This is a genomic window from Micromonospora sp. NBC_01796, from assembly GCF_035917455.1.
GTDB lineage: Bacteria > Actinomycetota > Actinomycetes > Mycobacteriales > Micromonosporaceae > Micromonospora_G.
The window spans coordinates 6,227,582-6,253,670 of the sequence record NZ_CP109078.1 but is presented as its reverse complement, the minus strand read 5'-3'; the positions used below and the strand labels follow the sequence as shown (position 1 = coordinate 6,253,670).

The following is a 26,089-nucleotide window of genomic DNA, read 5'->3' as shown; positions in this document are numbered from 1 at the left end:
GCGTGTCCCGTGGCCCCGTCCGGCACCGCTGCGGACATCACACAATTCCGTACCTTCCGGGCACCGACGCCAATTGGTCCCGGTCATTACGGACCGCGACGCGTTCCGCGTTCATTTCGGAACCGAGTCGCTGCGATGACGGGTTGACGCGACCGGACCGTGCCGTCAATATCGTCTGAATGGCGATGCCGGGATTGCCGTCGGGTCATTGTCACCGGGTGCCGGTACGCCGTGCATGACGACAGGCTGGAGTGCCGTGACCGATCCCTATCAACCGCTGTCGACCGCACAGTCCGGCGTCTGGTTCGCCCAGCAACTCGACCCGGACAACCCGGCCTTCAACATCGGCGGCTACCTGGAGATCCACGGGCCGGTCGACGTCGCCGCCCTGGCCGAGGCGGCCCACCGGGCCCTGGCCGAGACCGAGGCGGCCAGGCTCCGGTTCGACGAGGACGGTGGCGAGCCGGTGCAGCGCATCGCGGCCGAGCCGCCACGGCCGCTCACCGTGCTGGACCTCGGCGACGAACCGGATCCGGCCGAAGCGGCGCAGCGATGGATGCGGGCCGACCTCGCCCGGCCGGTGGGCCTGTTCACCGACGACCTGGTGGGTAGCGCCCTGCTGACCGTCTCACCCCGACTGCACCTGTTCTACCTGCGCTTCCATCACGTCGTGCTGGACGCCTACGCGTTCGCGCTGATCGCCGGGCGCCTGGCGGAGCTGTACGAGGCGTGGACCGACGGACTGTCGGTGCCACCGGCGACGATCGGATCGCTGCCCAGGGTCCGCCAGGACGACAACGCCTACCGCGACTCGGCCCGGTTCGCCGACGACCGCACGTTCTGGCTGGAGCGCTTCGCGGACCGGCCGGAGGTGCTCAGCCTCTCCAGCCGGTCCAGCCGCCCGGCCCGCGCCGCGCACCACGTGCTGCGCCGTCGGATCGACCTGCCCACCGCCGATGTCGAACGGCTGCGCTCCGCCGTCGCCAGAAGCGCCTGGGCCGACACGATCGTGGCGACCGCCGCCGTGTACGTACACCGGATGACCGGCGCCACCGACGTCGTGCTCGGCTTCCCGGTCACCGGCCGGTGGGGACGGCTGGCCAAGGCGACACCCGGAATGATGATGACGGTCCTGCCGCTGCGCCTGGAGGTACGGCCGGCGATGTCCTTCGCCGACGTCCTGGCGGCGGCCTCGCGTGAGGTACGCCAGGTGCTGCGCCACCAGCGCTACCGCCTCGAGGACCTGCGGGCCGACCTCGGCCTGCGCGGCGAGGGCCACCGACCGTTCGGCCCGTCGGTCAACGTGATGCCGTTCGGTTACCAGGCACCGGTCGCCGGGCACGTGACGGTGGCGCACGTGCTGGAGTCCGGGCCGATCGAGGACATCTCCTTCGACGTCTACGGCGACGCGCACGGTGACGAACGCCGGGGGCGGGTCCGGATCGACGTGGCCGCCAACCCCACCCTGTACACCGAGGACGACGTCACCGCCCACCACCACCGTTTCGTCCGGCTCCTGCTTGAACTGGCCGAGCGGCCCGGCACCACGGTCGGTGCCGTCGACCTGCTCGACGAGCGGGAACGGCGTACGGTGCTGCGGCAGTGGCAGGGCGCCGTCCGGGAGGTGGGCGACAGCACGCTCGTCACGCTGCTGGAACGGCAGGCCGCCGCCACCCCGGACACGGTGGCACTCGTCGGAGCCACGACCGCCGGGGACGACACGCTCACCTACCGGCAACTGCACACCCGGGCGAACCGGCTCGCCCACGAGCTGATCGGCCGGGGCGTCGGGCCCGGCGACCTCGTCGTGGTGGCGCTCCCGCGCGGTACGGCACAGGTGGTGGCGTTGCTGGCCGTACTCAAGGCGGGCGGGGCGTACCTGCCGCTGGACGGCTCGTACCCGCCCGACCGGGTCGCCTTCGTGCTGCGGGACGCCGAGCCCGCCGCGCTGCTCGCCGACCGGGAGTCCCTGACCGGCCTGCCGGACGCGGGGCCCCGCCCGCTGGTGCTGGACGACCCGGCCACCGCCGGGGCCGTGGACCGCCGGCCCGCCGACAACCCGACCGACGCCGACCGACGCCGACCGTTGCGCACCGACGACCCGGTGTACGTGCTGTACACCTCGGGCTCCACCGGCCGCCCCAAGGGTGTGCTGGTGGAACACCGGGCGCTGGTCAACCACCTGCTCTGGACCCGGGACCACTTCGGATTCGGCCCCGCCGACCGGGTGCTGGTGAAAACACCGGCGACGTTCGACGTGTCGGTGTGGGAGTACTTCTCCCCACTGCTGGCCGGGGCGACCTCGGTGCTCGCCCGCCCCGACGGGCACCGGGACCCCCGGTACCTGGCCGAGGTCGTACGGGCCGAGCGGATCACCGTCACCGGGTTCGTACCGTCGATGCTGCGCGAGTTCCTCGACGAGCCGAGCACCGGCGCCTGCGACTCGCTGCGCCTGACCCTGTGCATCGGCGAGGTCCTTCCCGCCGACCTCGCCGACCGGTACAACGCCGTACTCGGGCCGGGGCTGCACAACCTGTACGGGCCGGTCGAGGCGACCGTCGCCGTCACCGACCACAACTGCGCCGAGCCGTACGACCCGGTGTACGGGGTGCCGATCGGCCGCCCGCTGCGCAACACCCGCTGCTACGTGCTCGACCCGGACGGACGCCCGGTGCCGGTCGGGGTGCAGGGCGAGCTGTACCTGGCCGGTGTGCAGGTGGCCCGCGGTTACCTGCACCGGCCCGCGCTGACCGCCGAGCGGTTCCTGCCCGACCCGTTCGGCCCACCGGCCAGCCGGATGTACCGCACCGGCGACCGGGTACGGCACCTGGCCGACGGCACGCTCGCCTTCGTCGGACGGACCGACACCCAGTTGAAGGTACGCGGTCACCGGATCGAGCCCGGCGAGATCGAGGCGTGCCTGGCGACGCACCCACAGGTGTCGCAGGCCGCGGTCGTCGCGTACACCTCGGGCGCGGAACCCCGGCTGGCCGGGTACGTGGTCCCCACCCCGTCGGGTACGGCACCGGACCCCGAGGCGCTGCGGACCCACCTGGCCGCCCGGCTTCCCGGACCGATGGTCCCGGCCACGATCCAGGTCCTGGCCGAGCTGCCGTTGACCTCCAACGGGAAGCTGGACCGGGCCGCGCTGCCGGCACCGGACCCGACCCCGACGATGACCGGGCGGACCCCGCGCACCGATCGGGAGGTGGTCCTCTGCGGGCTGTTCGCCGAGGCGCTCGACCTTCCGCTGGTGGGGGTCGACGACAACTTCTTCGACCTCGGTGGACACTCCCTGAGCGCGGCCCGGCTCGCGAAGCGGCTGCGTACGGTGGTCGGGGTGGACCTCGACCTGAGGACGGTCTTCGAGCACCCCACCGTCGCCGGGCTGGCCGCGTACCTCGACACCACGACGACCGCACCGGCGGCGGCCGACCGGGCGGGCGGCAGACCGACCGCGCTCGACGTCGTGCTGCCTTTGCGTACCGGGGGTGACGGTGTGCCGCTGTTCTGCCTGCCCCCGGTCACCGGCCTGAGCTGGTGCTACTCGGTGCTCCTGCGGCACATCGACCCCGGCCACCCGGTCTACGGGCTCCAGTCGCCCGACCTGGCGGTCGACGCCACCGTGGCCGCCGACCGGCAGCCGACCCTGCAGGAGATGGCCGCGGGTTTCGCCGACGAGATCGCCGCCGTGCACCCGGACGGGCCGTGCCACCTGCTCGGCTGGTCACTGGGCGGGCTGCTCGCCTGGGCGACCGCCGTCGAACTGCGCCGCCGGGGACGCGCCGTGCCGCTGCTGGCGCTGCTGGACGCCTACCCGAGCGATCCGGTGCTGCACAGCGTCGAGCACCGGCGGGTGCTGCTCAACGTGGTGCTCTCCGACTTCGGCTACGACCCGGCGATCCTCGACGGGCAGTCCCTGGCCGAACCCGACGTGGTCGACGTGATCCGGCGGCACCCCGGCGCACTGGCCGACTGGAGCCACGACCGCATCGCCGGGCTGCTCCGGGTGGCGCTGCACAACATGCGGGCGGCCAGGGCGTACCGGCCCGAGGACTTCGACGGTGACCTGCTGTTCTTCACCGCGATGCAGAGCCGGCCGATCAACCTGCAGACGGTCGACGAGTGGCGCCCCCGGGTACGGGGCCGGATCACCGAACTCCAGTTGGACTGCCGGCACGAACACATGATGCGCCCCGACGCGGTGGCGCTGATCGGGCCGCTGCTCGCCGACCACCGCCGCGCACTGCCGGTTCCCGCACACCGCTGAGCGGGGCGGCACCGGCAGCGGCGCGGGAGGGGACGGTCAGGAGACTCGCGTACCGTCCCCTACGGTGGCCGGCTCGGTGCTGCGGGCGGCGACGTACTCCATCAGGGTCAGCCCCGCGCGGCCGTGCAGCACGGTGGTCAGGTCGAGGTCGACGGCCGAGGCGATGTCGCGGAAGTCCGGAAGCCCGCGTTCGCGTCCACCGACGACGGCGAGCATCTGCAGGTCGAACGGGGACCGGTACGGGACGTACGGCTCGGTCGGCAGCACCTCGACCACCAGCACCCGGCCGTCGTCGCCGGCCGCGTCGGCGCACCGGCGCAGGATCGTGCTGGCGTCCCGGTCGTTCCAGTCGGTGAGGGCGCGGGAGACGACGTAGACGTCGGCGCCGCCGGGCAGCGGGCTGAAGAAGTCCCCGGCGACGATGGTCACCCGGTCGGCCAGGCCCTCGGCGGCGAAGCGTCGGGCGGCGGCCTCGGCGGCGATCGGCCGGTCGACGAACGTGCCGCGCAGGTGCGGGTGCCGGTGCAGCAGCTCGGCCAGGAGCGCGCCGCTGCCACCACCGACGTCCACCACGTGTGCCGCGCCGGACCAGTCGTAGAGCTCCGCGACCTGGGGTGCGGTCACGTGCTGCTGGCTCATCATGAGCGCGTCGAAGTAGGCCCGGAGGGCGGGCTCGGCGTCCAGGTCGGCCCAGAAGGTGCGGCCGTGGACCTGTTCGTAGCCGGCGGTCCCGGTGCGCACCGAGTGCAGCAGCCCACGGTAGGCGAGGTCCATCCGGGCGCCGAGACCGTCGAGGTCGAGCCAGTCCCGCTGGCCGGCGGCGCCCCGGTCGCAGAGCAGTCGCCCGACGTCGGTCAGCGCGAACACGTCCGGCTCCGGCTCGGACACCACGCCCCGGTGGGCCAGGTACCGCAGCAGCCGGCCCAGGGCGTCGGGGTCCGCGCCGCACGCCGAGGCGAGCGGTTCGAGGGCGGTGAGGCCGGCGTCGAGGTGGTCGGGCACGCGCAGGGTCGCGAGGACCCGCACCGCGTACGGCGTACACAGGTCGGTCAGCGCGCCGAGCTGGCGGTCCGCGTCGACATCCGTCACCACCGCCTCGGTCACCGTCCACCGGTACCCCTGCGGGTCGGTGGTGGTGAAGGCGCGGCGTCCGTCGCGGTCGGTCTCCGGTGCCCCGGTCACGGCCGAGCCCTCCGCAAGCACCCGCCGGTACGCCGGGTCGAGCGCCTCCACCGTGACGAGCAGCGGCACCTGCACCGGCGGTGCGACGGCGTCCCCGGCGCTGGTGCGGCGCAGCAGCAGCGGGGTGCCGTCGAGTTCGAGCTCGGTCTCGCTCACCCGCCCGTCGGTCTCGTGCCAACCCAGCTGGGTCGCCCCGAACACCCGATGCAGCCAGCCGGTGGCATGCTCGACGTCGTCGTACTGCAGGCACACAGTGATGGCCACGGGCAGCGACCTCCTCGGGAGAGCCGGCGGTGTCGGTGGATCTACGTGGGTGATGCTGTCAGCGTCGCGAGGTTGCCGTCAATATCATCGCCACCATTGACGGTTCTCGTTCGAGCTCTTGGTGCACCGGCACGGTTCTGCAATACTCCCGGAACGGCACGACGCGGAGAATCCGTCGTGCCGTTGCCATGGACCGGAGGCGGGAATGTCGTTTGCTGGCACCAATTCCGTCGGCAGATACTGAGCGGCGGCGACGGTCGTGGCACTGGTGCTGATGGTGGTGCACGGCACCGACGGTGACGTGCTGCCCTTCGTCGCCGTCGGGCGGCAACTCCTCGCCCGCGGTCACGACGTGACGATCCTGACCCACGCGTACTACCGGAACGCGGTACGGGCGGCCGGAGCGCTGTTCGTCGCCGTGGACACCCTCGCGCAGTACGAGGCGCACCTCGCCGACGCCGCCGTACAGCAGCACTCGCAGGACATCAACGACTTCCGCGAGCACTTCGACCGTACCGGCCTGGCCGATCAGCTCCGGTTCGAGTGCGCGGAGCTGATCCGGCGGCACCGGCCGGGCGACACGGTGCTCGTCGGTGCGCCCCTGACCGCGCACTCGGTGCTCGTCGCCGGGGAGGTGACCGGTGCTCCGGTCGTCTGCCTGGCCCAGTCGCCGTTCCAGCTGATGAAGGTTCCCGGCGTCGCCTGGCTGTACGAACAGGTGCTCGCCGACCGGATCGACGCGGCGCGTGCCGTACACGGCCTGGTGCCGGTGCGGGACTGGACGGCCTGGATGTGGTCGGCCGACGCCTACATCGGACTGTGGCCGGACTGGTTCGACCGGGCGGGGGATCCCGCACCGCCGGGGACACTCCTGACCGGGTTCGTCCTCGGCGACGACGACCAGCCGGTACGGCTGCCGCCGCAGGCGGAGGAGCTGCTGCGGGCCGATGTCCCACCGCTGCTGGTGACCGGCGGCACCGGCCGGCTGTTGCAGCCGGACTTCTACCGGTGCGCGACGGCGGCGCTGGCCCGGTTGCGCCGCCCGGCGCTGCTCGTGGTGCGCCACCGGGACCTGGTGCCCGAGGTGCTCCCGCCCGGTACGCACTGGTTCCCCCACCTGCCGTTCCGGGCGCTGGTGTCGCGGGTCGCCGCGGTGGTCCACCATGGCGGGATCGGTACGGTCGCGCGGGCGCTGGCCGCCCGTACCCCCCAGGTGTTGCTGGCCGACGGGATGGACCGACCGGACAACGCCGCCCGGCTCGCGGCGTCGGGTCTCGGACGGGCGCTGGCGCACGGACGGTGGACGCCCTCGGCGGTGGTGGAGGAGGTCCGGGCGGTCCTGGAGCGCCCGCCGGCACCGCCACCACCGGCGGGTGACGGCGCGGTCCGCGCCGCCGAGGCGGTCGAGACGGTGTTGACCGGCTCGTTCACCAGGTGACGGGGAACTCCGCGATGCCGCAGTTGATCCGTTCCGGGCGCCACGGGATCTCGTCGATCGGGACCGCCGGTGCCAGGTTCGGGAACCGGCGGAGCAGCGAGCCGATCGCGATCTCCACCTCGAGCCGGCCGAGGGCGGCGCCGAGGCAGAAGTGCGGTCCGTGGCCGAAGGTGAGATGCGGGTTGACCGGGCGGGTGATGTCGAACTCGTCGGCCCGCTCGAACGCGGCGGTGTCACGGTTCGCCGCCCACGGCACGGCCATCACCGCGTCCCGGGCACAGATGTCGACCCCGGCGAGGCTCACGTCCTGCACGGCGGTCTGCACCAGGAACATCGGACTCACCGAGGTGTAGCGCAGGATCTCCTCGACCGCCGGGCCGATCAGCGCCGGGTCGGCGCGCAGCCGCTCCAACTGCTCCGGGTGCTGGAACAGGGCCCGGACCCCGGCGCTGATCGAGTTGATCTCGCGCCCCCCGATGAGGACCGCCACGGCCAGGCCGATGATCTCCTCGTCGCTGAGTTCGTCGCCGTCCTGCGCGGCCAGCCAGGCCGAGAGCAGGTCGTCGCCGGGCTCGGTCCGCTTCCGCTCCAACTGCTCGGCCAGGTACGCGCGCAGATCCGCCACCGATCGCGCCGCGTCGGGTGAGCCGTAGGCGGTGATCGAGTTGATGTCGGCGACCCAGGCGTTGAAGCGGTCCACGTCGGTGCTCGGCACACCGAGGACCTCGTAGACGACCAGCGCCGGCAGCGGTGCCACCAGCCCGCTGATCAGGTCGCCCGGTCGGCCGGCGGCCTCCATGGCGTCGAGGAGGTCGTCGGCGATCTGCTGCACCCGTGGCCGGTAGGACTCGATCCGCCGGGCGGTGAACGCGCGGGCGGCGAGGCGGCGCAGCGAGGTGTGCGCCTGCCCGTTCATCCCCAGCTCGCGCACCTTCGGCGGGACCGGACAGCCACCGGCGGCGGGCGCGACCGGTTCCTCGGCCTGCCCCGCGTGCCGGGTGAAGTCGGCGTCCGACAGCACCGTGCAGACCTCGTCGTAACCGAGGACCAGCCAGGTGGCCCGACCGTCGGGCAGCCGGACCCGGCTCACCGGTCGGTCCGTCACCATCCGCAACAGCTCGGGGGGCAGCTCACCGCGAAAAACCTCGAAGGGGTACGGCCGCAGCGTGTCGTCCGTGGTCAATCGGTCACCCACCTCGGTGGCATGTGCTCGGCACGGCACCTCGCACCGGCACAGCATACGGCAGTGATCGTCCAGGGTGGATGGTTCGCGACGCCGCTTCTCGCACCGGTACGGCACGGCCGTACGCGTGGGCGACGCGGCTATGGGTGGGGATTGTCCGTCGGGGGCCGGGGCAGCGCGCGGGCGACCACGCTCAGCGGGTCGGCCAGCAGTGCGGAGAAGCCGAGTTCGGCGGCGCCGACCAGGGTGGCATCGTCGCCGAGGGCCGAGATGCGCAGCCGTACCCGTTCGCGGGCGACCGGCAGGACGTTGGTCGCGATGCGGGTGCGTACCTGGGCCGCCGCACCGGGATACAGGTCGCGCAGCATCCCGCCGAAGATCACCACGCCGGGATTGAACAGGTTGATCAGATTCGCCACCCCGATGCCGAGCCAGTCGGCGATCCGGTGCACCGCGTCCCGGGCCACCGGGTCACCGCGGTCGGCGTCGTCCACGACCGCCCGTACCGCCTCCCGGCCGAACAGGGCGGCGGGTCGGCGCGCGGCATCGAGCAGTGCCCGCTCCCCGACCTCCGCCTCCAGGCAGCCACGCGAGCCGCACCCGCAGGGCCGGCCGTCGTACGGGTTCACCACCATGTGGCCCAGTTCGCAGCCGTACCCGCCGTCGCCGTCCAACAGCTTGCTGCCGACGATGATCCCGCCGCCCACCCCGACGTCCCCGTGCAGGTAGATCACGTTCCGGAAGCCGAGCCCCGCCCCGCGTTGCTGCTCGGCCAGCGCACCGAGATGGGCCTCGTTGCCGACCGCCACCGGCAGCCCGAGCCCCAGCCGTCGACCGAGTTCGGTGCCGAACGCCTGGTCGACCCAGCCCATGTCCGGTCCGAAGCGGACCATCCCGTCGCCGGGGCGGATCATCCCGCAGTACGACGCGCTCACGCCGACGCAGACCGAGTCCGGCGGGGCCGCCCGGTGCAGTTGGCGCCCCATCCGGACGAGTGCGTCGACCACCCGGTCGAGGTCGGCTCCGGCCCGGGGGCGGACCGTCTGCCGGCGCTCCGGCATGGTGCCGCCCAACCCGACCCGCGCGGCGACCAGCCGGTCCACGGCGACGTCGAAGGCGAGTACGTACACCCGGTCGGACTCGGGACGGACCACCAGCGACGGTCGACCCGCCCGACCGGTGTCCACGGACGGCTCCTCACGGACCAGCCCCGCCGCGGTGAGCTCCGCCGTCAACGCCATGATCGTGCTGCGGTTCACGCCCATCCGCTCGGCCAGCCCCGTACGGGAAACCGAGCCGCCCAGGTGTACGTGCCGGAGCAGGATGCCGAGGTTGCGGCGACGGGTCTGCTCCTGAATCGACCCGGCCCCCGGCGGCGTCCGGGTTCCCAGCATTCAGGAGACGTTACGCGATGGGCACCTGCCCGGTCACGCTCTCCCGCCGTTGGTCCGGCGCGCGACGAGCCTTCCGACCATTGAGACGCACGTCACATCCGGACGAGAACCGGGAGTGGGACCCGTGTCGTCTAGCCCGGTGTGAGAGAACGCGACAAGGAGATCAGATGGTACGCGTGGTGACCGCCGACGAGACGGCGCCGACGACGTACGCCTGGCCGGTGCGGGCGCAGGGGCTGCGGCTGCGGGCCGGGCGGCACATCGCCATCGACGGGCTCGATCTCGCGCTGGGCACCGGCGTACACGGGCTGCTCGGCCCCAACGGAGCCGGTAAGACGACACTGATCCGGGCGCTCGCCACCGTGCTCCGGCCGGAGTCCGGGCACCTGGAGATCATCGGCCGGCCCGTTCACGGCGGCGGGGACCTGCGGTCGGTACGGCGCGCACTCGGGTACCTGCCGCAGGACTTCGGCTACTACCGGCGGTTCACCGTTCGGGAGTTCGTCGAGTACGTCGCCTGGCTGAAGGAGATGTCGCCGCGCGACGTACCGGAGGCGGTGCAACGGGCGATCGACCGGGTCGACCTCACCTCGCGGGCCAACAGCAGGATGCGGACCCTGTCCGGCGGAATGCTGCGCCGGGTCGGCATCGCCCAGGCGATCGTGAGCGATCCGACCGTCCTGCTGCTGGACGAGCCGACCGTGGGTCTCGATCCGGAACAGCGGATGAGTGTCCGGGCGCTGCTGCGCGACCTCGGCCGCGACAGCTGCGTGGTGGTGGCCACCCACCTGGTGGAGGACGTCGCCGCGGCGTGCACCGACGTGGTGCTCCTCAACGACGGCCGGCTCGTCTTCCAGGGCGTGCCCGCAGACCTGGTGGCCGCGGCCGCCACGGACCCGCAAGCCAATGGTGACAGTGAGATCGAACGCGGCTATTCGGCGCTGATGCGGCGCCACCGCGAACAGGGAGGCCGACCGTGACCCGTCGAATCGTCGTCATCGAGCTGCGCCGCTCCGCCGCGCTCTGGATCGGCGTGCTCGCCGCCGCCTTCGCCTGGGCGATGACGTCCGACGGGGAGCGCTGGGACGGGCTCTGGATGGCGACGGTGCTCCTGCACCACAACATCCTGTGGTCGATCTGGCCGCTGGTCCTGGCAGCCGGTGCCTGGCAGGGTCGGCGGGACCGGGCGGCGGGGGTGACGGAACTGCTGACGTCGACTCCGCGTCCCGGCGCCGGTCGGACCGCTCCCCTGGCGGCGGTCCTCGCGGGTTGCCTGGCCGGCGGGTACGTGCTGGGCCTGCTCTACTGGCTCGTCCGCGCGATGCTGGCCGCGTCGTACCAGCCGCCCGGCTGGTACTGGCCGATCCTGGTCGGTGCGCTCGGCGTCACGGCGGCAGCGCTGCTCGGGCTCGGACTCGGCCGGCTGATGCCCTCGCGGCTGACCGCGCCGCTGCTGGCGGTCGGCGCGGTGGTCGCGATCATCGTTCCGCAGGTGCTCTGGGAGGACGCCGGTTCCCGGGCGCTGCTGCTGGTCCCCGGCTATCACGGGTCCACCGACGACTACTCCACCGTGGCGTTGCGCGGCGTCGCCGGGCAGGCGGCGTGGTTCGTCGCCCTCGCCGCCACCGGCTGGGCACTGCTGGTCGCCGGTACGCGCCGGACGAAGCTGCTCGCCGTACTGCCGGCCGCCCTCGGCCTGGCCGTGGCCCTGTCCGTGCTGCCGGCGGCGGACCGGGCGGCCCCGCGCGACCCGCTCGCCGTCGAACTGGTCTGCGCGGACGGGGAACCACGGGTCTGCGTCACCCGGCTGTACGAACCGGTCCTCCCGCAGCTCGTCGACCCGGCTCGCCGGGCGCTGGCCACCCTCGGCCGGCTGCCCCAACCACCGACCGCCGTCGTCCAGGAGACCGGCCGGTACGGCTCCGACGTCGAACAGCGTCGCGACACCGTCCACCTGAGCCTGACGGTGAGCGGCGACGGGACGATCAGCACCGGGGCGGGCTCGATCGAGGAGGACATCCTCGACGGTGCCGGCACCTGGAAGTGCGGCGCGGCCGACGCCGACGCCGACGCGTGGAACCGGATCGACGCCGCCCGTGCCGCCGCCGGACTCTGGCTGCGGGGTGCGACCGCCGCACCGGAGGATCTGTGGACACCGGTCCGTGAGCTGGCCGACCGGGCGTTGGCCACCCTCGCGACGCTGCCCGCGGACGTACAGGTGGCCCGGGTGGCCGCCATGCGGGACGCCGCCCTCGACTGCCGGCCGGACCTGTACGACGTGCTGACCACCACCTGACGGTTACGCCGTCCCGTCCCGGCAGTTCAGGAGGAACAGCATGAGGCTCACGATCGTGGGGGCGACCGGCGGGATCGGCGGCCAGCTCCTGGCGCAGGCCGTCGCCGCCGGGCACGAGGTCACCGCCGTGGTACGGAGCCCGAACCGGCTTCCCGACCTACCGGTACGGGTCGTCCGAGCCGACTTCTCGGCCACCGGTCCGGTGAACCTGCGCTCGGCGGTCGACGGGGCCGACGCGGTGCTCTCCGGACTCGGGGCACGGTCGGGCGCCGAGGCGGGTGTCGCCTCCCGGGGCACCCGGGCGCTGGTCCGGGCGATGCAGGCGACGGGCGTACGCCGGATCGTCGTGGTCAGCGCGGCGTCGGTCGGCACCGTACCGTCGCCGGGGCGGCCGGACCCGCCCCGACACAACCCCGGCGACGGCTTTTTCATGCGGCACCTGGCGGCCCCGCTGGCCAAGGCCGCGTTCCGCCGGCACTACGCCGACCTGGCGCTGATGGAGGACGTCCTCCGGGACAGCGGGGTGGACTGGACCGTGTCCCGTCCACCCCGGCTGCTGAACGGACGCCCGACGGGGAGATACCGCACGGCGTACGGGCAGAACGTCCGCGGCGGCATGTTCATCTCCCGTGCCGATGTCGCCCACCACATGCTCGACGTGCTCGACCGTCCCGAGACGATCCGTCGTGTCATCGGGATCGCCTACTGACCTCCGGAAGGAGACTCGATGCAAGCAGGGAAAATCCGTCCTCGACCCGGTTGCGGGTACCCCGCTGCCGTTCGCGGGTCCGGGCGGTCGTCCGGTGTCCGGGTGGAGCGGGTCGCGTGAGGCGCCGGCGGCTGCACCGCGCCACCTTCGTGGCGGCCGGGGCGTACAACATCGCCTGGGGCTGTTACGTGGTCCTCGATCCGCAGTGGTTCTTCCGGGTCACGGGTCTACCGCTGTCGAACTCGCCGCAGATCTTCGCCTGCCTCGGCATGGTCCTCGGCCTGTACGGCGTGCTCTACCTGGAGGTGGCCCGGCGGCCCGAGAACGGTTGGCCGGCCGCCGCCGTCGGGCTGACCGGCAAGATTCTCGGGCCCCTGGGCCTGACGTGGCTCATCGTCACCGGTGTCTGGCCGGTCAGCACGGTCGTCATCATCGTCACCAACGATCTGATCTGGTGGTTGCCGTTCGGCCGCTACCTCGTCGATGCCTGGCCGGACTTCCGGGCGTCGTGGGGGTCTGTGTCACGCAGACCCGATCGGGTCGGGGACGTGCCCGGCACAACCCCGGAGGTGGCGTCCTGATCGCGGCGGAGGGCCACGGTACGCGGGCACCCGGTGGGATCCGGTGCCCGGTGGCGGCAACCGCGTGCTCGCCGATCGACCGGCCGGAGTTCCCATCGATCGGTGGCGGGCGTCCGGCGGGTGGTGGAGACGGTGCCGGTGAGGACCTGAAGCGCGGTTGGCGCAATGGGATCGGTCGGCAGTGGCCGCTGGCCGTACTGCTGGTGGCACTGATGGCCGGGTTCGTCGGGGCGCAGGTGCTGCGGCCCGGGGACCCGGACGCGCCGGGCGGCCCCGGGTCGGCCCTGCTGCTGCAGGCCTCGGTCCTGCTGGGCCTGGTGGTCGCGGCCGGGTGGTCCCTGCGCCGACGCGACACCGAGCAGTCCCGAGCCATGAGGGCGGCGGTGGTGGCGGCGCAGCAGCGCGAGCGGGTGAGTCTGGCCCGGGAACTGCACGACGTGGTGGCGCACCACATCGGTGGGATGGTGGTGCAGGCGCAGGCCGCCCGGGCGGTGGCCGGGACCGATCCCGGTGCGGCGGCCCGGGTGCTCCCGGCGATCGAGGGGGCCGGAACCGACGCGTTGTCCGCGATGCGCCGGATGGTCGCCGCGCTGCGCGACAGTGATACGAACGGTGGTGGGGGTGGCGGCGCACCGCTGACCCAGACGGCGGATCTGACCGCCGACCTGCGTGCCGTCACGACGACCCCGGTCGGCGGCACTCCGGTGCGGTTGGCGGTGGAGCTTGTCGAGCCCGTACCGGCGGAGGTCGCGACCTCGGTCCTGCGGTTGGTGCAGGAGTCGGTGACCAACGCGCGGCGGCACGCCTCCGGCGCGCGGGAGATCGCCGTCGGGGTACGAACCCGGGGTGGGATCGCGCAGGTGCTGATCCGCGACGATGGCCGGCCCGCCGGGGAGCCGAACACGTACGGCGGCGGGTACGGGCTGGTCGGTATGCATGAGCGGGTCCAGTTGCTCGGTGGACGCTTCTCGGCCGGTGAAGCACCCGACGGGGGCTGGCAGGTGGTCGCCGACGTGCCGCTACGAGATCCGGAGCGGTAGGGCATGCGGATACTGATCGCCGACGACCAGGAGCTGATCCGGGTCGGATTCCGGATGATCCTGGAGGCCCAGCCGGACATCACGGTGGTGGCCGATGTCGCCGATGGTCTCGCCGCGGTGGAGGTGGCCCGCCGGTTGCGTCCGGACGTGTGCCTGCTGGACGTACGGATGCCGGGGCTGGACGGGCTGGAGGTCACCCGTCTGCTCGCCGGTTGCGACGTGCCCGATCCGATCGCGGTTGTTGTCATCACCACCTTCGACGTCGACGAGTACGTCAACACCGCGCTCCAGTACGGGGCGAGCGGGTTCCTGCTCAAGGACTGCGGTCCCGCGCTGCTGGTCGAGGCCGTCCGTGCCGCCGTACGCGGCGACGCGCTGGTGGCCCCGCAGGTCGCGGTACGCCTGCTGCGTCACTTCCGGCAGACCCCGCAGGCCCGCACGACCGTACCGGTACAGGCGCTGACCGATCGGGAGACCGATGTCGTACGGGCTGTCGCGCGCGGTCGGACCAACCAGGAGATCGCGGCGGACCTGTTCGTCGCGGTGTCCACGGTCAAGACGCACCTCGCCGCCGCACAGGCCAAGCTCGGTGTACGCAACCGGGTCGAGGTCGCCTCCTGGGCCTGGCGCTCCGGCCTGGTCGACGAGTAGTCCATCGGCGCCCGGGACGCGACACATTCGTCGGACACGCGTTCCCGGGCAATCGCCCGACGAGGGATCGGCTGCGACAATCAGGAAATGGACGACGCCGAGCGAGCCTCCGCCCGCGCCTCTTCGAGTGCGGACTTCCTGGAATTCAGCTTCTCCCTCAAGGTGGACAGCTCGCCCTGGTCGGTAGAGCAGTCAATGACACAACTGCTCGCCCATGAGAGCGCGGAGGGATTCGCACTCTCCCTGGCCGTCTCGGTCCAGGAAGATGCCAGGGTCATCCACGAGTTGGGCCGGCGGAAGACGCCGACGGCGCTGGCCGCGTTGCGGGGCTTCCAGGCGATGAGCACGATCGACACCCAACGCGAACTTGCCCGGATGAACGGCGACCGCCTCGCCGAATCCGGAATACCGGAGCCGCCCTGGACGTCCACGATCGGCCGGGTGCGGGTGGATCGCTGCTGGTGGGCACACGACCAGTTCGACGAGACCGCGATTGTGCTCTTTGCGTTCTCCTATGACGGAGAAGACGAACACGCCATCCTGGCCATGATCGACCGTGTCGTCGGCGACGGATTGTTCCGGGAACTGACGCTCAGCGAGCACCTGGATTCATTGCTGGAGGTCCTCCGGTACGCCGACGAAGGCGACGAGGGCCTTGTCAGCGAGCCGCTCGACCCGGCGTACGGCCGGCGGCTGCTCGAGGACGCGATCGTCACCTCGGACGAGTTGAGCGAAGATCGGGAGTACAAGCCCCGGCCGGTGCCGGCGGCGTACCGGAAGATGCGGGCGCTGACCCTGGCCCGGGCCCGCGCGTTGAGTGACGTCGTCGCGCCACCGGAGCCCTTTCCCAGCAGCGTGGAGATCGAGCTGCTGAAGCGGACATTTCTGACCTCCGGCGCCGCGACCGGGCTGCCCGCGACCGACGTGACAAGCCGCGCCGTGGACCTGCTCGTCACGCAGTTCACCGACCAGGCGGCCGGTCACCCACTTCACCTCGGCCCGCGCCGGGTGCTGGCCGTGCTCGGCAGCCTGCCGGCCCTCACCCCCGGGTACGTCGACGACCCGGACGTGGCACGGATCCTCCCCGACGTCGCCGAGGCCTGGATCTCCTGGACCGCGACGGAACGCGGGCTGTCCGACGACGCCACCGAACGTCTCGAACGAGCTACAAAACAAGCCTGTGCACAACTTCGTTCCGCCAGGCCCGAGGACCACGAGACGACCTGACAACGGTCCCCCGTCGTTCCCGGTCCCCGGCCGGGCGGTGGCCCTGCCGCCCGTCCGGCGCAGGGGCCGGACCGGTGCACGGCAAGGCGTACCACGGTGTCCACCCGTTCGCCGGGCCCGGCGGGCGCGTCCGTCCGGTACGCCGAACGCCGCCCGGTACCGCGGGCTCCGACGCCGCCCGAACAGCGACCGTCGCGGCCCCTCGACCCGGCGACTCAGGATTGAGCACGTCCGAGCATTTGTGTACGCGGCAGTAATCCAGCAGGGTATAGGCAGGTGCAGGCGACGCTCCGGGAACATGGACGTCGCCTTCTGCGCGTGGGTATTTGGGAGGCTCAGCCGGTGTTCAGTCGTATCGCCATCGTCAACCGTGGTGAGGCCGCTATGCGGCTCATCCACGCCGTCCGGGATCTTTCGGCGGAAACCGGGACGCGAATTGAGACGGTCGCCCTCTACACCGACGCCGACCGCAACGCGACCTTCGTCCGGGAAGCGGACATCGCCTACCTGCTCGGCCCCGCCTCGGCCCGCCCGTACCTGGACCACGCAGTCCTGGAGCGGGCGCTGGTGGAGACCGGTGCCGACGCCGCCTGGGTCGGCTGGGGATTCGTCGCCGAGGATCCGGCATTCGCCGAACTGTGCGAGAAGATCGGTGTCACCTTCGTCGGACCGAGCGCGGATGCGATGCGCAAGCTCGGCGACAAGATCGGCGCGAAGCTGATGGCCGAGGAGGTCGGCGTCCCGGTCGCCCCGTGGAGCCGCGGCGAGGTCGCGACCCTCAAGGACGCGTTGCGCGCCGGTGACGAGGTCGGCTATCCGCTGATGCTCAAGGCGACCGCGGGCGGCGGCGGGCGCGGGATCCGCATGGTGGCCTCGGGTGAGGACCTCGCCGACGCCTACGAACGCACCCGGCAGGAGGCGCAGCGCGCCTTCGGCTCCGGCGTGGTCTTCCTGGAGCGCCTGGTCACCGGCGCCCGGCACGTCGAGGTCCAGGTGATCGCGGACGGGCAGGGCACCGCATGGGCCCTGGGTGTACGCGACTGCTCGGTACAACGGCGCAACCAGAAAATCATCGAGGAGTCCGCCTCCCCGGTCCTCGCTCCGGAGCAGACCGCGGAACTGAAGGCGTCGGCCGAACGGCTCGCCATCGCGGTCGGCTACCAGGGTGCCTGCACCGTCGAGTTCCTCTACCACCCCGGCGAGAGGCTCTTCGCCTTCCTCGAGGTCAACACCCGGCTGCAGGTCGAGCACCCGATCACCGAGATCACCACCGGCACCGACCTGGTCCGGCTGCAGTTGCACGTGGCCAACGGCGGAAGGCTGGAGGGCTCCCGGCCGAGCGAGGCCGGCCACGCCGTCGAGGCCCGGCTCAACGCCGAGGACCCGGATCGCGACTTCGCCCCGTCACCCGGCCGCATCGCACGGCTGGTGCTGCCGGCCGGTCCCGGTATCCGGGTGGACACCGGGGTCAGCGAGGGCGACAACATCCCGGCCGACTTCGACTCGATGATCGCGAAGATCATCGCGTACGGCCGCGACCGCGACCAGGCGTTGGCCCGGCTCCGCCGGGCGATGGCCGAAACCACCGTCATCATCGACGGTGGTGTGACCAACAAGAGCTTCGTGCTCGACCTGCTCGACCAGCCCGAGGTGATCGACGCGAGCGCCGACACCGGTTGGATCGACCGGGTACGCGCCGAGGGCCGCCTGGTCAGCCACCGGAACTCCGCGATCGCCCTGGCCGCGGCCGCCATCGAGGCGTACCAGGACGAGGAGGAGGTCAGCCGCCAGCGGCTGCTGTCCACCGCGCACGGCGGGCGTCCGCAGGTGCAGCACGAGATCGGGCGTCCGCTGGACCTCAAGCTCCGCGGCGTCGGCTACCGGGTGAGCGTCGCCCGCGTCGGCCAGAAGCGCTTCCGCGTCGGCATCTCCGGCGGTGGCGACCTGCACCCCGCGGATGTCGAGGTCGAGCGGTTCGACGAGCACAGCGGGCGGATCGTGGTCAACGGACACCGCTTCCGGCTGGTGACGGCCACCCACGGTCCGATCCACCTGGTCGAGGTCGACGGTGTCACCCACCGGATCAGCCGCGACGAGGGCGGTGTGGTCCGCTCGCCCGCGCCCGCGCTGGTCGTGGCCACACCGTTGTCGGTCGGTGACGAGGTCGACCTGGGCGCGCCGATCCTGGTGCTGGAGAGCATGAAGATGGAGACGGTGCTGCGCGCACCGTTCCGCGCCCGGGTACGCGAGTGCCCGGTCACGGTGGGCAGCCAGGTCGAGACCGGCACACCGCTGATGCGCCTCGAGCCCCTCGCCGACGAGGGTGCCGAAGAGGAAGCCTCGGGCGCGGGTGACACCGTCGAGATCGACCTGCCCGCCGAGCCGGCGGACGTCTCGGCGACCGAGCGGGTCGAGCGCGGCCTGCAGGACCTGCGCAGCCTGCTGCTGGGCTTCGACGTCGACCCGCAGGACCGCAAGCGGGTGCTGTCCGGGTACCTGGCCGCACGGACCGAGCTCGGTGGCCGGCCACTGTCGGGTGAGTTGGACCTGCTGACGGTGTTCGCCGACCTGTCGGAGCTGAGCCGCAACAAGCCGGGCGGTGAGCTCGAGGTCGAGCCGGGCAGCCCGGTGCACAGCCCGCGCGAGTACTTCCACAGCTACCTGCAGAGCCTGGACGTCGAGCGCGCCGGTGTCACCGAGGACTTCCAGACCAAGCTGAAGCAGGTGCTGGGGCACTACGGCGTCGCCGACCTGGACCGTACGCCGGAACTGGAGGCCGCGGTCTTCCGGATCTTCCTGGCGCAACAGCGGATGTCGACCCACGTCGCGGTCGTGTCGGAGCTGTTGAAGCAGTGGCTGGCCGGCGCACCGCCGATCGAGTCGCTGAGCGAGCGCGCCGGGCTCACCCTGGAGCACCTGGTCGCGGCCACCCAGGTACGTTTCCCCGCGGTGTCGGACCTGGCCCGCGGGGTCGTGTTCCGCTGGTTCGCGCAGCCGCTGTTGCGTCGCAACCGCGCCAAGGTCTACGCCGCCGTACGCGACGAGCTGCGGTACCTGGACCGCAACCCGGACGCACCGGACCGCCCCGAGCGGATCCAGGCGATGGTGGCCAGCGCGGAACCGCTGGTCCGGCTGATCGGCCAGCGGATCGGCCGACCCGGGCGGGACCACGCCCCGCTGCTGGAGGTGCTGACCCGCCGTTACTACGGCAACCGTGGGCTGTCCGGGATCGCCGTACGGGAGATCGCGGGCTGCCGGTTCGTCACCGCCGAGCACACCGACTCGGGCGGCGTCGTACGCGTGGTCACCACCGCCGTCGACATCGCCGCCCTGCCCAACGCCATCGGCGCCGTGGGGACCTTCGCGGCCGGCACCGGCACCCAGGGGCTGGAAGCGGACCTCTACGTCACCTGGGAGGACCAGCCGGACGCCGACGCGATGGCGGTGCGGCTCGAACAGCTCCTCGCCGAGCACCCGCAGCCCGCGGGCGTGCACCGGATCACCACCACCGTCGCCGGCACCAGCGGCGCGGTGATGCACCACCACTTCACCTTCCGGCCCGACGGTACGGGCTTCGCCGAAGACCGGCTGATCCGTGGCCTGCACCCGCAGATCGCGCAGCGTCTGCAACTGCAGCGGCTGCGTGAGTTCGACCTCACCCGGCTGCCCTCGGCGGACGAGGAGATCTACCTGTTCAAGGCCGTGGCGCGCAGCAACCCGGCCGACGAGCGGCTGGTCGTGATGGGCCAGGTTCGCGACCTGACCCCGCTGCGCGAGGCCGACGGCAGGTTGGTCGCGCTGCCCGCGGTGGAGGACGCGATCACCGCGGGTCTGGACGCGATCCGCAACATCCAGGCACAGCGACCGCAGAACAAGCGGTTCGACACCAACCGGATGATGATGTACGTCTGGCCGGCGACCGAGCTGACCGCCGAAGAGCTGAACACGCTGGTCCAGCGCATCCTGCCGACCTCGATGGGCGCCGGTCTGGAGGAGGTCCAGTTCATAGCCCGGCAGCGCACCGCCGGCGGTGAGCTGACCGAGGTCGCCGTACGGATCACCCTCGACCCCGGCAACGGCGCACGGCTGCACGTCGGCGAGCCGTCGACGGAGCCGGTGCAGCCCCTGGACGACTACCGGCAGAAGGTCCTGCGCGCGGCCCGACGCGGGAACACCTACCCGTACGAGCTGACCGGCCTGCTCGCCGGAGCCGACGGTGCCTTCGTCGAACACGACCTCGACGGGAACGGCGCGCTCGTGCCGGTGGACCGGCCGAAGGGGAAGAACTCCGCGGCGATCGTGGCCGGTGTCGTCACCACCCCGACCGAGCGGCACCCCGAGGGCGTCACGCGGGTTGTCCTGCTCGGCGACCCGACCAAGGCCCTGGGCGCGCTGTCGGAACCGGAGTGCTCGCGGGTGATCGCCGCGCTCGACCTCGCCGAGCGGATGCGGGTCCCGGTGGAGTGGTTCGCGCTGTCGGCGGGGGCGCGGATCTCCATGTCCTCCGGCACCGAGAACATGGACTGGGTCGCCGCCGCACTCAAGCGGATCGTCACGTTCACCCAGGACGGCGGCGAGATCAACATCGTGGTCGCCGGGATCACGGTCGGCGCCCAGCCGTACTGGAACGCCGAGGCGACGATGCTCATGCACACCAAGGGCATCCTCGTGATGACGCCGGACTCGGCGATGGTGCTCACCGGCAAGCAGTCGTTGGACTTCTCCGGCGGTGTGTCGGCCGAGGACAACTTCGGCATCGGCGGCTACGACCGCGTCATGGGCCCGAACGGGCAGGCGCAGTACTGGGCGCCGAACCTGCCGGCCGCTCGTGACGTACTGATGGCCCACTACGACCACACGTACGTCGTACCCGGGGAGGCAACGCCACGGAAGGCGAACACGACCGACCCGGTCGACCGTGACGTGTCCGAGTTCCCGCACACGGTGGCTGGCAGCGACTTCACCACCGTCGGACAGATCTTCTCCACCGGACACAACCCGGACCGCAAGAAGCCCTTCGACATCCGTACGGTGATGCGTGCGCTCTCCGACCAGGACCACCCGGTGCTGGAACGCTGGGCCGGGATGGCCGACGCCGACACCTCTGCGGTGCAGGACGTGCACATCGGCGGTCGGCCGGTCTGCCTGATCGGGATCGAGTCGCGGCCGGTGCCGCGGCGCGGTTTCCCGCCCACCGACGGACCGGACACCTACACCGCGGGCACGCTGTTCCCCGGGTCGTCGAAGAAGACGGCGCGGGCGATCAACTCGGCGTCCGGCAACCGGCCGCTGGTCGTCCTGGCGAACCTGTCCGGTTTCGACGGCTCACCGGAGTCGATGCGCAAGCTCCAACTGGAGTACGGCGCCGAGATCGGCCGGGCGATCGTCAACTTCGACGGCCCGATCGTGTTCTGCGTGATCTCCCGTTACCACGGCGGAGCGTTTGTGGTGTTCTCCAAGGCACTCAACCCGAACATGACCGTACTGGCGCTGGAGGGCTCGTTCGCCTCGGTGCTCGGTGGTGCCCCGGCGGCGGCGGTGGTGTTCTCCGGTGAGGTGAACAACCGCACCGCGACCGACCGACGGGTGACCGAGCTGCAGGCGCAGGTCCTGGCGGCCACCGGTGCCGAGCGGGCGGCGCTGAACGCCCAGCTCGCCGAGGTGCAGTCCGCCGTCCGGGCGGAGAAGCTCGGCGAGGTCGCCGCGGAGTTCGACCGCGTACACAGCATCCAGCGCGCGGTCGAGGTTGGTTCGGTGGACGCCATCATCGGTGCTGCCGAGCTGCGGCCACGCATCATCGAGGCCATCGAGGCCGGCATCAACCGCTGACACCACCTCGGCGTACGGCGGGCCGGACCCGCCACGAGCACGAGCACCCGGTACGGATGACGTGATCGGCCCGCACGGCGCCGATCACGTCATCCGTCTGTTGGGAGGTGGGGAGACCACCGATGATCAGCAGCGACCGAATGGCCGCAGAAGTCGCAGGGACGCGTGCCCACATCCTCCAGGGACTGAATAGGCGGATCGACTCCCATGCCAGCCAGAGTGCCAGACAGGGCACTACCGCCGATGACCGCACCTTTGCCGAAACCCATAGGGCGCCCATGCCCGGCGCTCATCAATCAGGCCCGGAATGCAAGTTAGGGCCACCCCGAAGGGTGGCCCTAACTAGAAAGAAGTCCGGCGGCGTCCTACTCTCCCACACCCTCCCGAGTGCAGTACCATCGGCGCTGGAGGGCTTAGCTTCCGGGTTCGGAATGTAACCGGGCGTTTCCCCACCGCTATAACCGCCGTAACACTATCGACTTAACAAACAACCTCAACCCATACGGGGTGATTGTTCGTTTGTCGGGAATCACACAGTGGACGCGTAGCACCTTAGTAATCAAGTCCTCGGCCTATTAGTACCGGTCAACTCAACCCGTTACCGAGCTTACATCTCCGGCCTATCAACCCAGTAGTCTAGCTGGGGGCCTTACCCCACAAAGTGGGTGGGATACCTCATCTCGAAGCAGGCTTCCCGCTTAGATGCTTTCAGCGGTTATCCCTTCCGAACGTAGCCAACCAGCCGTGCCCCTGGCGGGACAACTGGCACACCAGAGGTTCGTCCGTCCCGGTCCTCTCGTACTAGGGACAGCCCTTCTCAAGTATCCTACGCGCACGGCGGATAGGGACCGAACTGTCTCACGACGTTCTAAACCCAGCTCGCGTACCGCTTTAATGGGCGAACAGCCCAACCCTTGGGACCTGCTACAGCCCCAGGATGCGACGAGCCGACATCGAGGTGCCAAACCATCCCGTCGATATGGACTCTTGGGGAAGATCAGCCTGTTATCCCCGGGGTACCTTTTATCCGTTGAGCGACACCGCTTCCACTCGCAAGTGCCGGATCACTAGTCCCGACTTTCGTCCCTGCTCGACCTGTCAGTCTCACAGTCAAGCTCCCTTGTGTACTTGCACTCAACACCTGATTGCCAACCAGGCTGAGGGAACCTTTGGGCGCCTCCGTTACATTTTAGGAGGCAACCGCCCCAGTTAAACTACCCACCAGACACTGTCCCTGAACCGGATCACGGTCCGAAGTTAGATACCCAAATCAACCAGAGTGGTATTTCAAGATTGCCTCCACCCATACTGGCGTATGGACTTCACCGGCTCCCACCTATCCTACACAAGCTAATTCGGATACCAATGTCAAGCTATAGTAAAGGTCCCGGGGTCTTTCCGTCCTGCCGCGCGTAACGAGCATCTTTACTCGTAATGCAATTTCGCCGGGCCTGTGGTTGAGACAGTGGGGAAGTCGTTACGCCATTCGTGCAGGTCGGAACTTACCCGACAAGGAATTTCGCTACCTTAGGATGGTTATAGTTACCACCGCCGTTTACTGGCGCTTAAGTTCTCAGCTTCGCCCCGAAAGACTAACCGGTCCCCTTAACGTTCCAGCACCGGGCAGGCGTCAGTCCATATACATCGAATTACTTCTTCGCATGGACCTGTGTTTTTAGTAAACAGTCGCTTCCCCCTGCTCTCTGCGGCCATACAACGCTCCACCCGCAAGGGGCTTCACGTCTCCGGCCCCCCTTCTCCCTAAGTTACGGGGGCAATTTGCCGAGTTCCTTAACCACAGTTCGCCCGATCGCCTCGGTATTCTCTACCTGACCACCTGTGTCGGTTTGGGGTACGGGCCGCTAAGAACTCGCTAGAGGCTTTTCTCGGCAGCATAGGATCACTGACTTCACCTGAATCGGCTCGGCATCACGTCTCAGCCTTAATGCGTCGCGGATTTGCCTACGACACGGCCTACACGCTTACCCCGGCACAACCACCGGCCGGGCTCAGCTACCTTCCTGCGTCACCCCATCGCTTGACTACTACCCACCAGGTTCCTCAAATCACCAAAACCAACCCGAAAGCCGGCCTCAGATCAAGGAGTTAGCACAATGAGGTTCACCACGGACGCTCTTTCGCGGGTACGGGAATATCAACCCGTTGTCCATCGACTACGCCTCTCGGCCTCGCCTTAGGTCCCGACTCACCCAGGGCGGATTAGCCTGGCCCTGGAACCCTTGGTCATCCGGCGGAAGGGTTTCTCACCCTTCTTTCGCTACTCATGCCTGCATTCTCACTCGTGCCGCGTCCACAACTGGATCACTCCGCTGCTTCACCCGCGGCACGACGCTCCCCTACCCATCCACACACCTGCACGCGCTCTCGAAAGAACACGCGAAGTAAAATATGAATGCCACAGCTTCGGCGGTGTACTTGAGCCCCGCTACATTGTCGGCGCGGAACCACTTGACCAGTGAGCTATTACGCACTCTTTAAAGGGTGGCTGCTTCTAAGCCAACCTCCTGGTTGTCTATGCGACCCCACATCCTTTTCCACTTAGCACACGCTTAGGGGCCTTAGCTGGTGATCTGGGCTGTTTCCCTCTCGACTACGAAGCTTATCCCCCGCAGTCTCACTGCCGCGCTCTCACTTACCGGCATTCGGAGTTTGGCTGATTTCGGTAAGCTTGTGGGCCCCCTAGACCATCCAGTGCTCTACCTCCGGCAAGAAACACGCGACGCTGCACCTAAATGCATTTCGGGGAGAACCAGCTATCACGGAGTTTGATTGGCCTTTCACCCCTAACCACAGGTCATCCCCCAACTTTTCAACGTTGGTGGGTTCGGCCCTCCACGCGGTCTTACCCACGCTTCAGCCTGCCCATGGCTAGATCACTCCGCTTCGGGTCTAGGACACGCGACTGAACGCCCTATTCAGACTCGCTTTCGCTACGGCTACCCCACACGGGTTAACCTCGCCACATGCCACTAACTCGCAGGCTCATTCTTCAAAAGGCACGCCGTCACCCCTAAAGGCTCCGACGGATTGTAGGCGAACGGTTTCAGGTACTATTTCACTCCCCTCCCGGGGTACTTTTCACCATTCCCTCACGGTACTAGTCCGCTATCGGTCACCAGGAAGTATTTAGGCTTACCAGGTGGTCCTGGCAGATTCACGGCAGATTACAGGGGTCCGCCGCTACTCGGGAACATCCACAGAAGACCAGCCACTTTCACCTACCGGACTCTCACCGTCTACGGTTGGCTTTCCCACACCATTCGGCTAGCAACTGGTTTTATCACTTCTCGACCCAATGTCAGTTGAATCAGCAGAGTCCCACAACCCCAACCACGCAACCCCTGACAGGTATCACACGCAGCCGGTTTAGCCCAAATCCGCTTTCGCTCGCCACTACTCACGGAATCACTATTGTTTTCTCTTCCTACGGGTACTGAGATGTTTCACTTCCCCGCGTTCCCTCCATACACCCTATGTGTTCAGGTGCAGGTGACAGCACATGACTGCTGCCGGGTTCCCCCATTCGGACACCCTGGGATCACAGCTAGGTTGACAGCTCCCCCAGGCCTATCGCGGCCTCCCACGTCCTTCATCGGCTCCTGGTGCCAAGGCATCCACCGTTCGCCCTTGACAACTTGACCACAAAGATGCTCGCGTCCACTGTGCAATTCTCAACAAACGACCAACCCACAACCCACAACCACCACACCAAACCCCACCACCAGAAAACCTGGCTCCGGGAATCCGTTTGCGATGACAGGCCATGCCTGGCAACCCGAAACAACAAACACACCGTGTTTGTTCCTTCAGGACCCAACAGGATGCTTATCATTCACCACCAGCCGCACCACCAACCACATTCCCACCACAACCCCTCTCAGGGTCACAGCTGTACTAGCGATCGGACGGCCGTTGCCGACAGTGAACTCACCAGTGTCTCCGCCATCTGAGCACCCCACCACCACGTACGGGTGGCGCGGGCTCCTAACCCACTTTCGCGGGCA

The 26,089-nt window shown here is 69.7% G+C and carries 13 protein-coding genes and 2 rRNA genes; 10 read left to right on the top strand and 5 right to left on the bottom strand.

Annotation, left to right across the window (positions count from 1 at the left end; genetic code table 11):
* The first annotated feature begins 256 nt into the window (after positions 1–256).
* A complete protein-coding gene (locus OIE47_RS28260) occupies positions 257–4,270 on the top strand; it encodes an amino acid adenylation domain-containing protein (RefSeq protein WP_326557546.1) in 4,014 nt (1,337 codons plus the stop codon).
* Between the two features lie 36 nt (positions 4,271–4,306).
* On the opposite strand, the gene OIE47_RS28255 is transcribed toward OIE47_RS28260, so the two are convergent.
* Positions 4,307–5,716 carry a methyltransferase gene (locus OIE47_RS28255; RefSeq protein ID WP_326557545.1) on the bottom strand — a complete coding sequence of 470 codons (1,410 nt, stop codon included), beginning with the start codon at positions 5,714–5,716 and terminating at the stop codon, positions 4,307–4,309.
* A 259-nt stretch (positions 5,717–5,975) separates the two neighbouring features.
* Here OIE47_RS28255 and OIE47_RS28250 point away from each other — a divergent pair, with 259 nt between their 5' ends.
* Positions 5,976–7,154: a glycosyltransferase gene (locus tag OIE47_RS28250; protein WP_326557544.1), complete on the top strand. Its 1,179-nt coding sequence runs from the start codon at positions 5,976–5,978 to the stop codon at positions 7,152–7,154.
* Here the strand turns inward: OIE47_RS28250 and OIE47_RS28245 are convergent.
* Positions 7,144–8,337 (bottom strand): cytochrome P450, encoded by a 1,194-nt coding sequence (locus OIE47_RS28245; protein WP_326557543.1) that lies wholly within the window; start codon positions 8,335–8,337, stop codon positions 7,144–7,146. The genes OIE47_RS28250 and OIE47_RS28245 overlap by 11 nt on opposite strands.
* A 140-nt stretch (positions 8,338–8,477) precedes the next feature.
* Positions 8,478–9,731: an ROK family transcriptional regulator gene (locus OIE47_RS28240; RefSeq protein WP_326557542.1), complete on the bottom strand. Its 1,254-nt coding sequence runs from the start codon at positions 9,729–9,731 to the stop codon at positions 8,478–8,480.
* Between the two features lie 167 nt (positions 9,732–9,898).
* Here OIE47_RS28240 and OIE47_RS28235 point away from each other — a divergent pair, with 167 nt between their 5' ends.
* The 8 genes from OIE47_RS28235 (at position 9,899) to OIE47_RS28200 (ending at position 22,064) form a co-directional block, all read left to right on the top strand.
* Positions 9,899–10,711, top strand: a complete 813-nt coding sequence (locus tag OIE47_RS28235; RefSeq protein WP_326557541.1) for an ABC transporter ATP-binding protein — start codon at positions 9,899–9,901, stop codon at positions 10,709–10,711.
* On the top strand, positions 10,708–12,027 hold the full coding sequence (locus OIE47_RS28230) for a hypothetical protein (protein WP_326557540.1): 1,320 nt from the start codon (positions 10,708–10,710) through the stop codon (positions 12,025–12,027). Before OIE47_RS28235 ends, OIE47_RS28230 begins: the two co-directional genes overlap by 4 nt.
* 40 nt (positions 12,028–12,067) lie before the next feature.
* Positions 12,068–12,736, top strand: coding sequence for an NAD(P)-dependent oxidoreductase (locus OIE47_RS28225; RefSeq protein WP_326557539.1), 669 nt, complete (start codon positions 12,068–12,070; stop codon positions 12,734–12,736).
* Positions 12,737–12,852: 116 nt separating this feature from the next.
* A complete protein-coding gene (locus tag OIE47_RS28220) occupies positions 12,853–13,317 on the top strand; it encodes a hypothetical protein (RefSeq protein WP_326557538.1) in 465 nt (154 codons plus the stop codon).
* A 50-nt stretch (positions 13,318–13,367) separates the two neighbouring features.
* Positions 13,368–14,357, top strand: a complete 990-nt coding sequence (locus tag OIE47_RS28215; RefSeq protein WP_326557537.1) for a sensor histidine kinase — start codon at positions 13,368–13,370, stop codon at positions 14,355–14,357.
* 3 nt (positions 14,358–14,360) lie between these two features.
* Positions 14,361–15,008 carry a response regulator transcription factor gene (locus tag OIE47_RS28210; protein WP_326557536.1) on the top strand — a complete coding sequence of 216 codons (648 nt, stop codon included), beginning with the start codon at positions 14,361–14,363 and terminating at the stop codon, positions 15,006–15,008.
* Positions 15,009–15,095: 87 nt separating this feature from the next.
* Positions 15,096–16,235 carry a hypothetical protein gene (locus tag OIE47_RS28205; RefSeq protein ID WP_326557535.1) on the top strand — a complete coding sequence of 380 codons (1,140 nt, stop codon included), beginning with the start codon at positions 15,096–15,098 and terminating at the stop codon, positions 16,233–16,235.
* A gap of 342 nt (positions 16,236–16,577) precedes the next feature.
* Complete coding sequence (locus OIE47_RS28200) at positions 16,578–22,064, top strand: ATP-binding protein (RefSeq protein WP_326557534.1); 5,487 nt, start codon at positions 16,578–16,580, stop codon at positions 22,062–22,064.
* A gap of 352 nt (positions 22,065–22,416) precedes the next feature.
* Here OIE47_RS28200 and rrf read toward each other — a convergent pair.
* Both rrf and OIE47_RS28190 read right to left on the bottom strand, forming a co-directional pair.
* Positions 22,417–22,533, bottom strand: a 5S ribosomal RNA gene (rrf, locus tag OIE47_RS28195).
* 86 nt (positions 22,534–22,619) lie between these two features.
* Positions 22,620–25,726 (bottom strand): 23S ribosomal RNA (locus OIE47_RS28190).
* Between the last annotated feature and the right edge of the window lie 363 nt (positions 25,727–26,089).

Bases quoted from the DNA above. Each gene is read 5' to 3' on its own strand.
- OIE47_RS28240 (WP_326557542.1), bottom strand. From the start codon at position 9,731: ATGCTGGGAACCCGGACGCCGCCGGGGGCCGGGTCGATTCAGGAGCAG.
- OIE47_RS28235 (WP_326557541.1), top strand. From the start codon at position 9,899: ATGGTACGCGTGGTGACCGCCGACGAGACGGCGCCGACGACGTACGCC.
- OIE47_RS28225 (WP_326557539.1), top strand. From the start codon at position 12,068: ATGAGGCTCACGATCGTGGGGGCGACCGGCGGGATCGGCGGCCAGCTC.
- OIE47_RS28210 (WP_326557536.1), top strand. From the start codon at position 14,361: ATGCGGATACTGATCGCCGACGACCAGGAGCTGATCCGGGTCGGATTC.
- OIE47_RS28205 (WP_326557535.1), top strand. From the start codon at position 15,096: ATGGACGACGCCGAGCGAGCCTCCGCCCGCGCCTCTTCGAGTGCGGAC.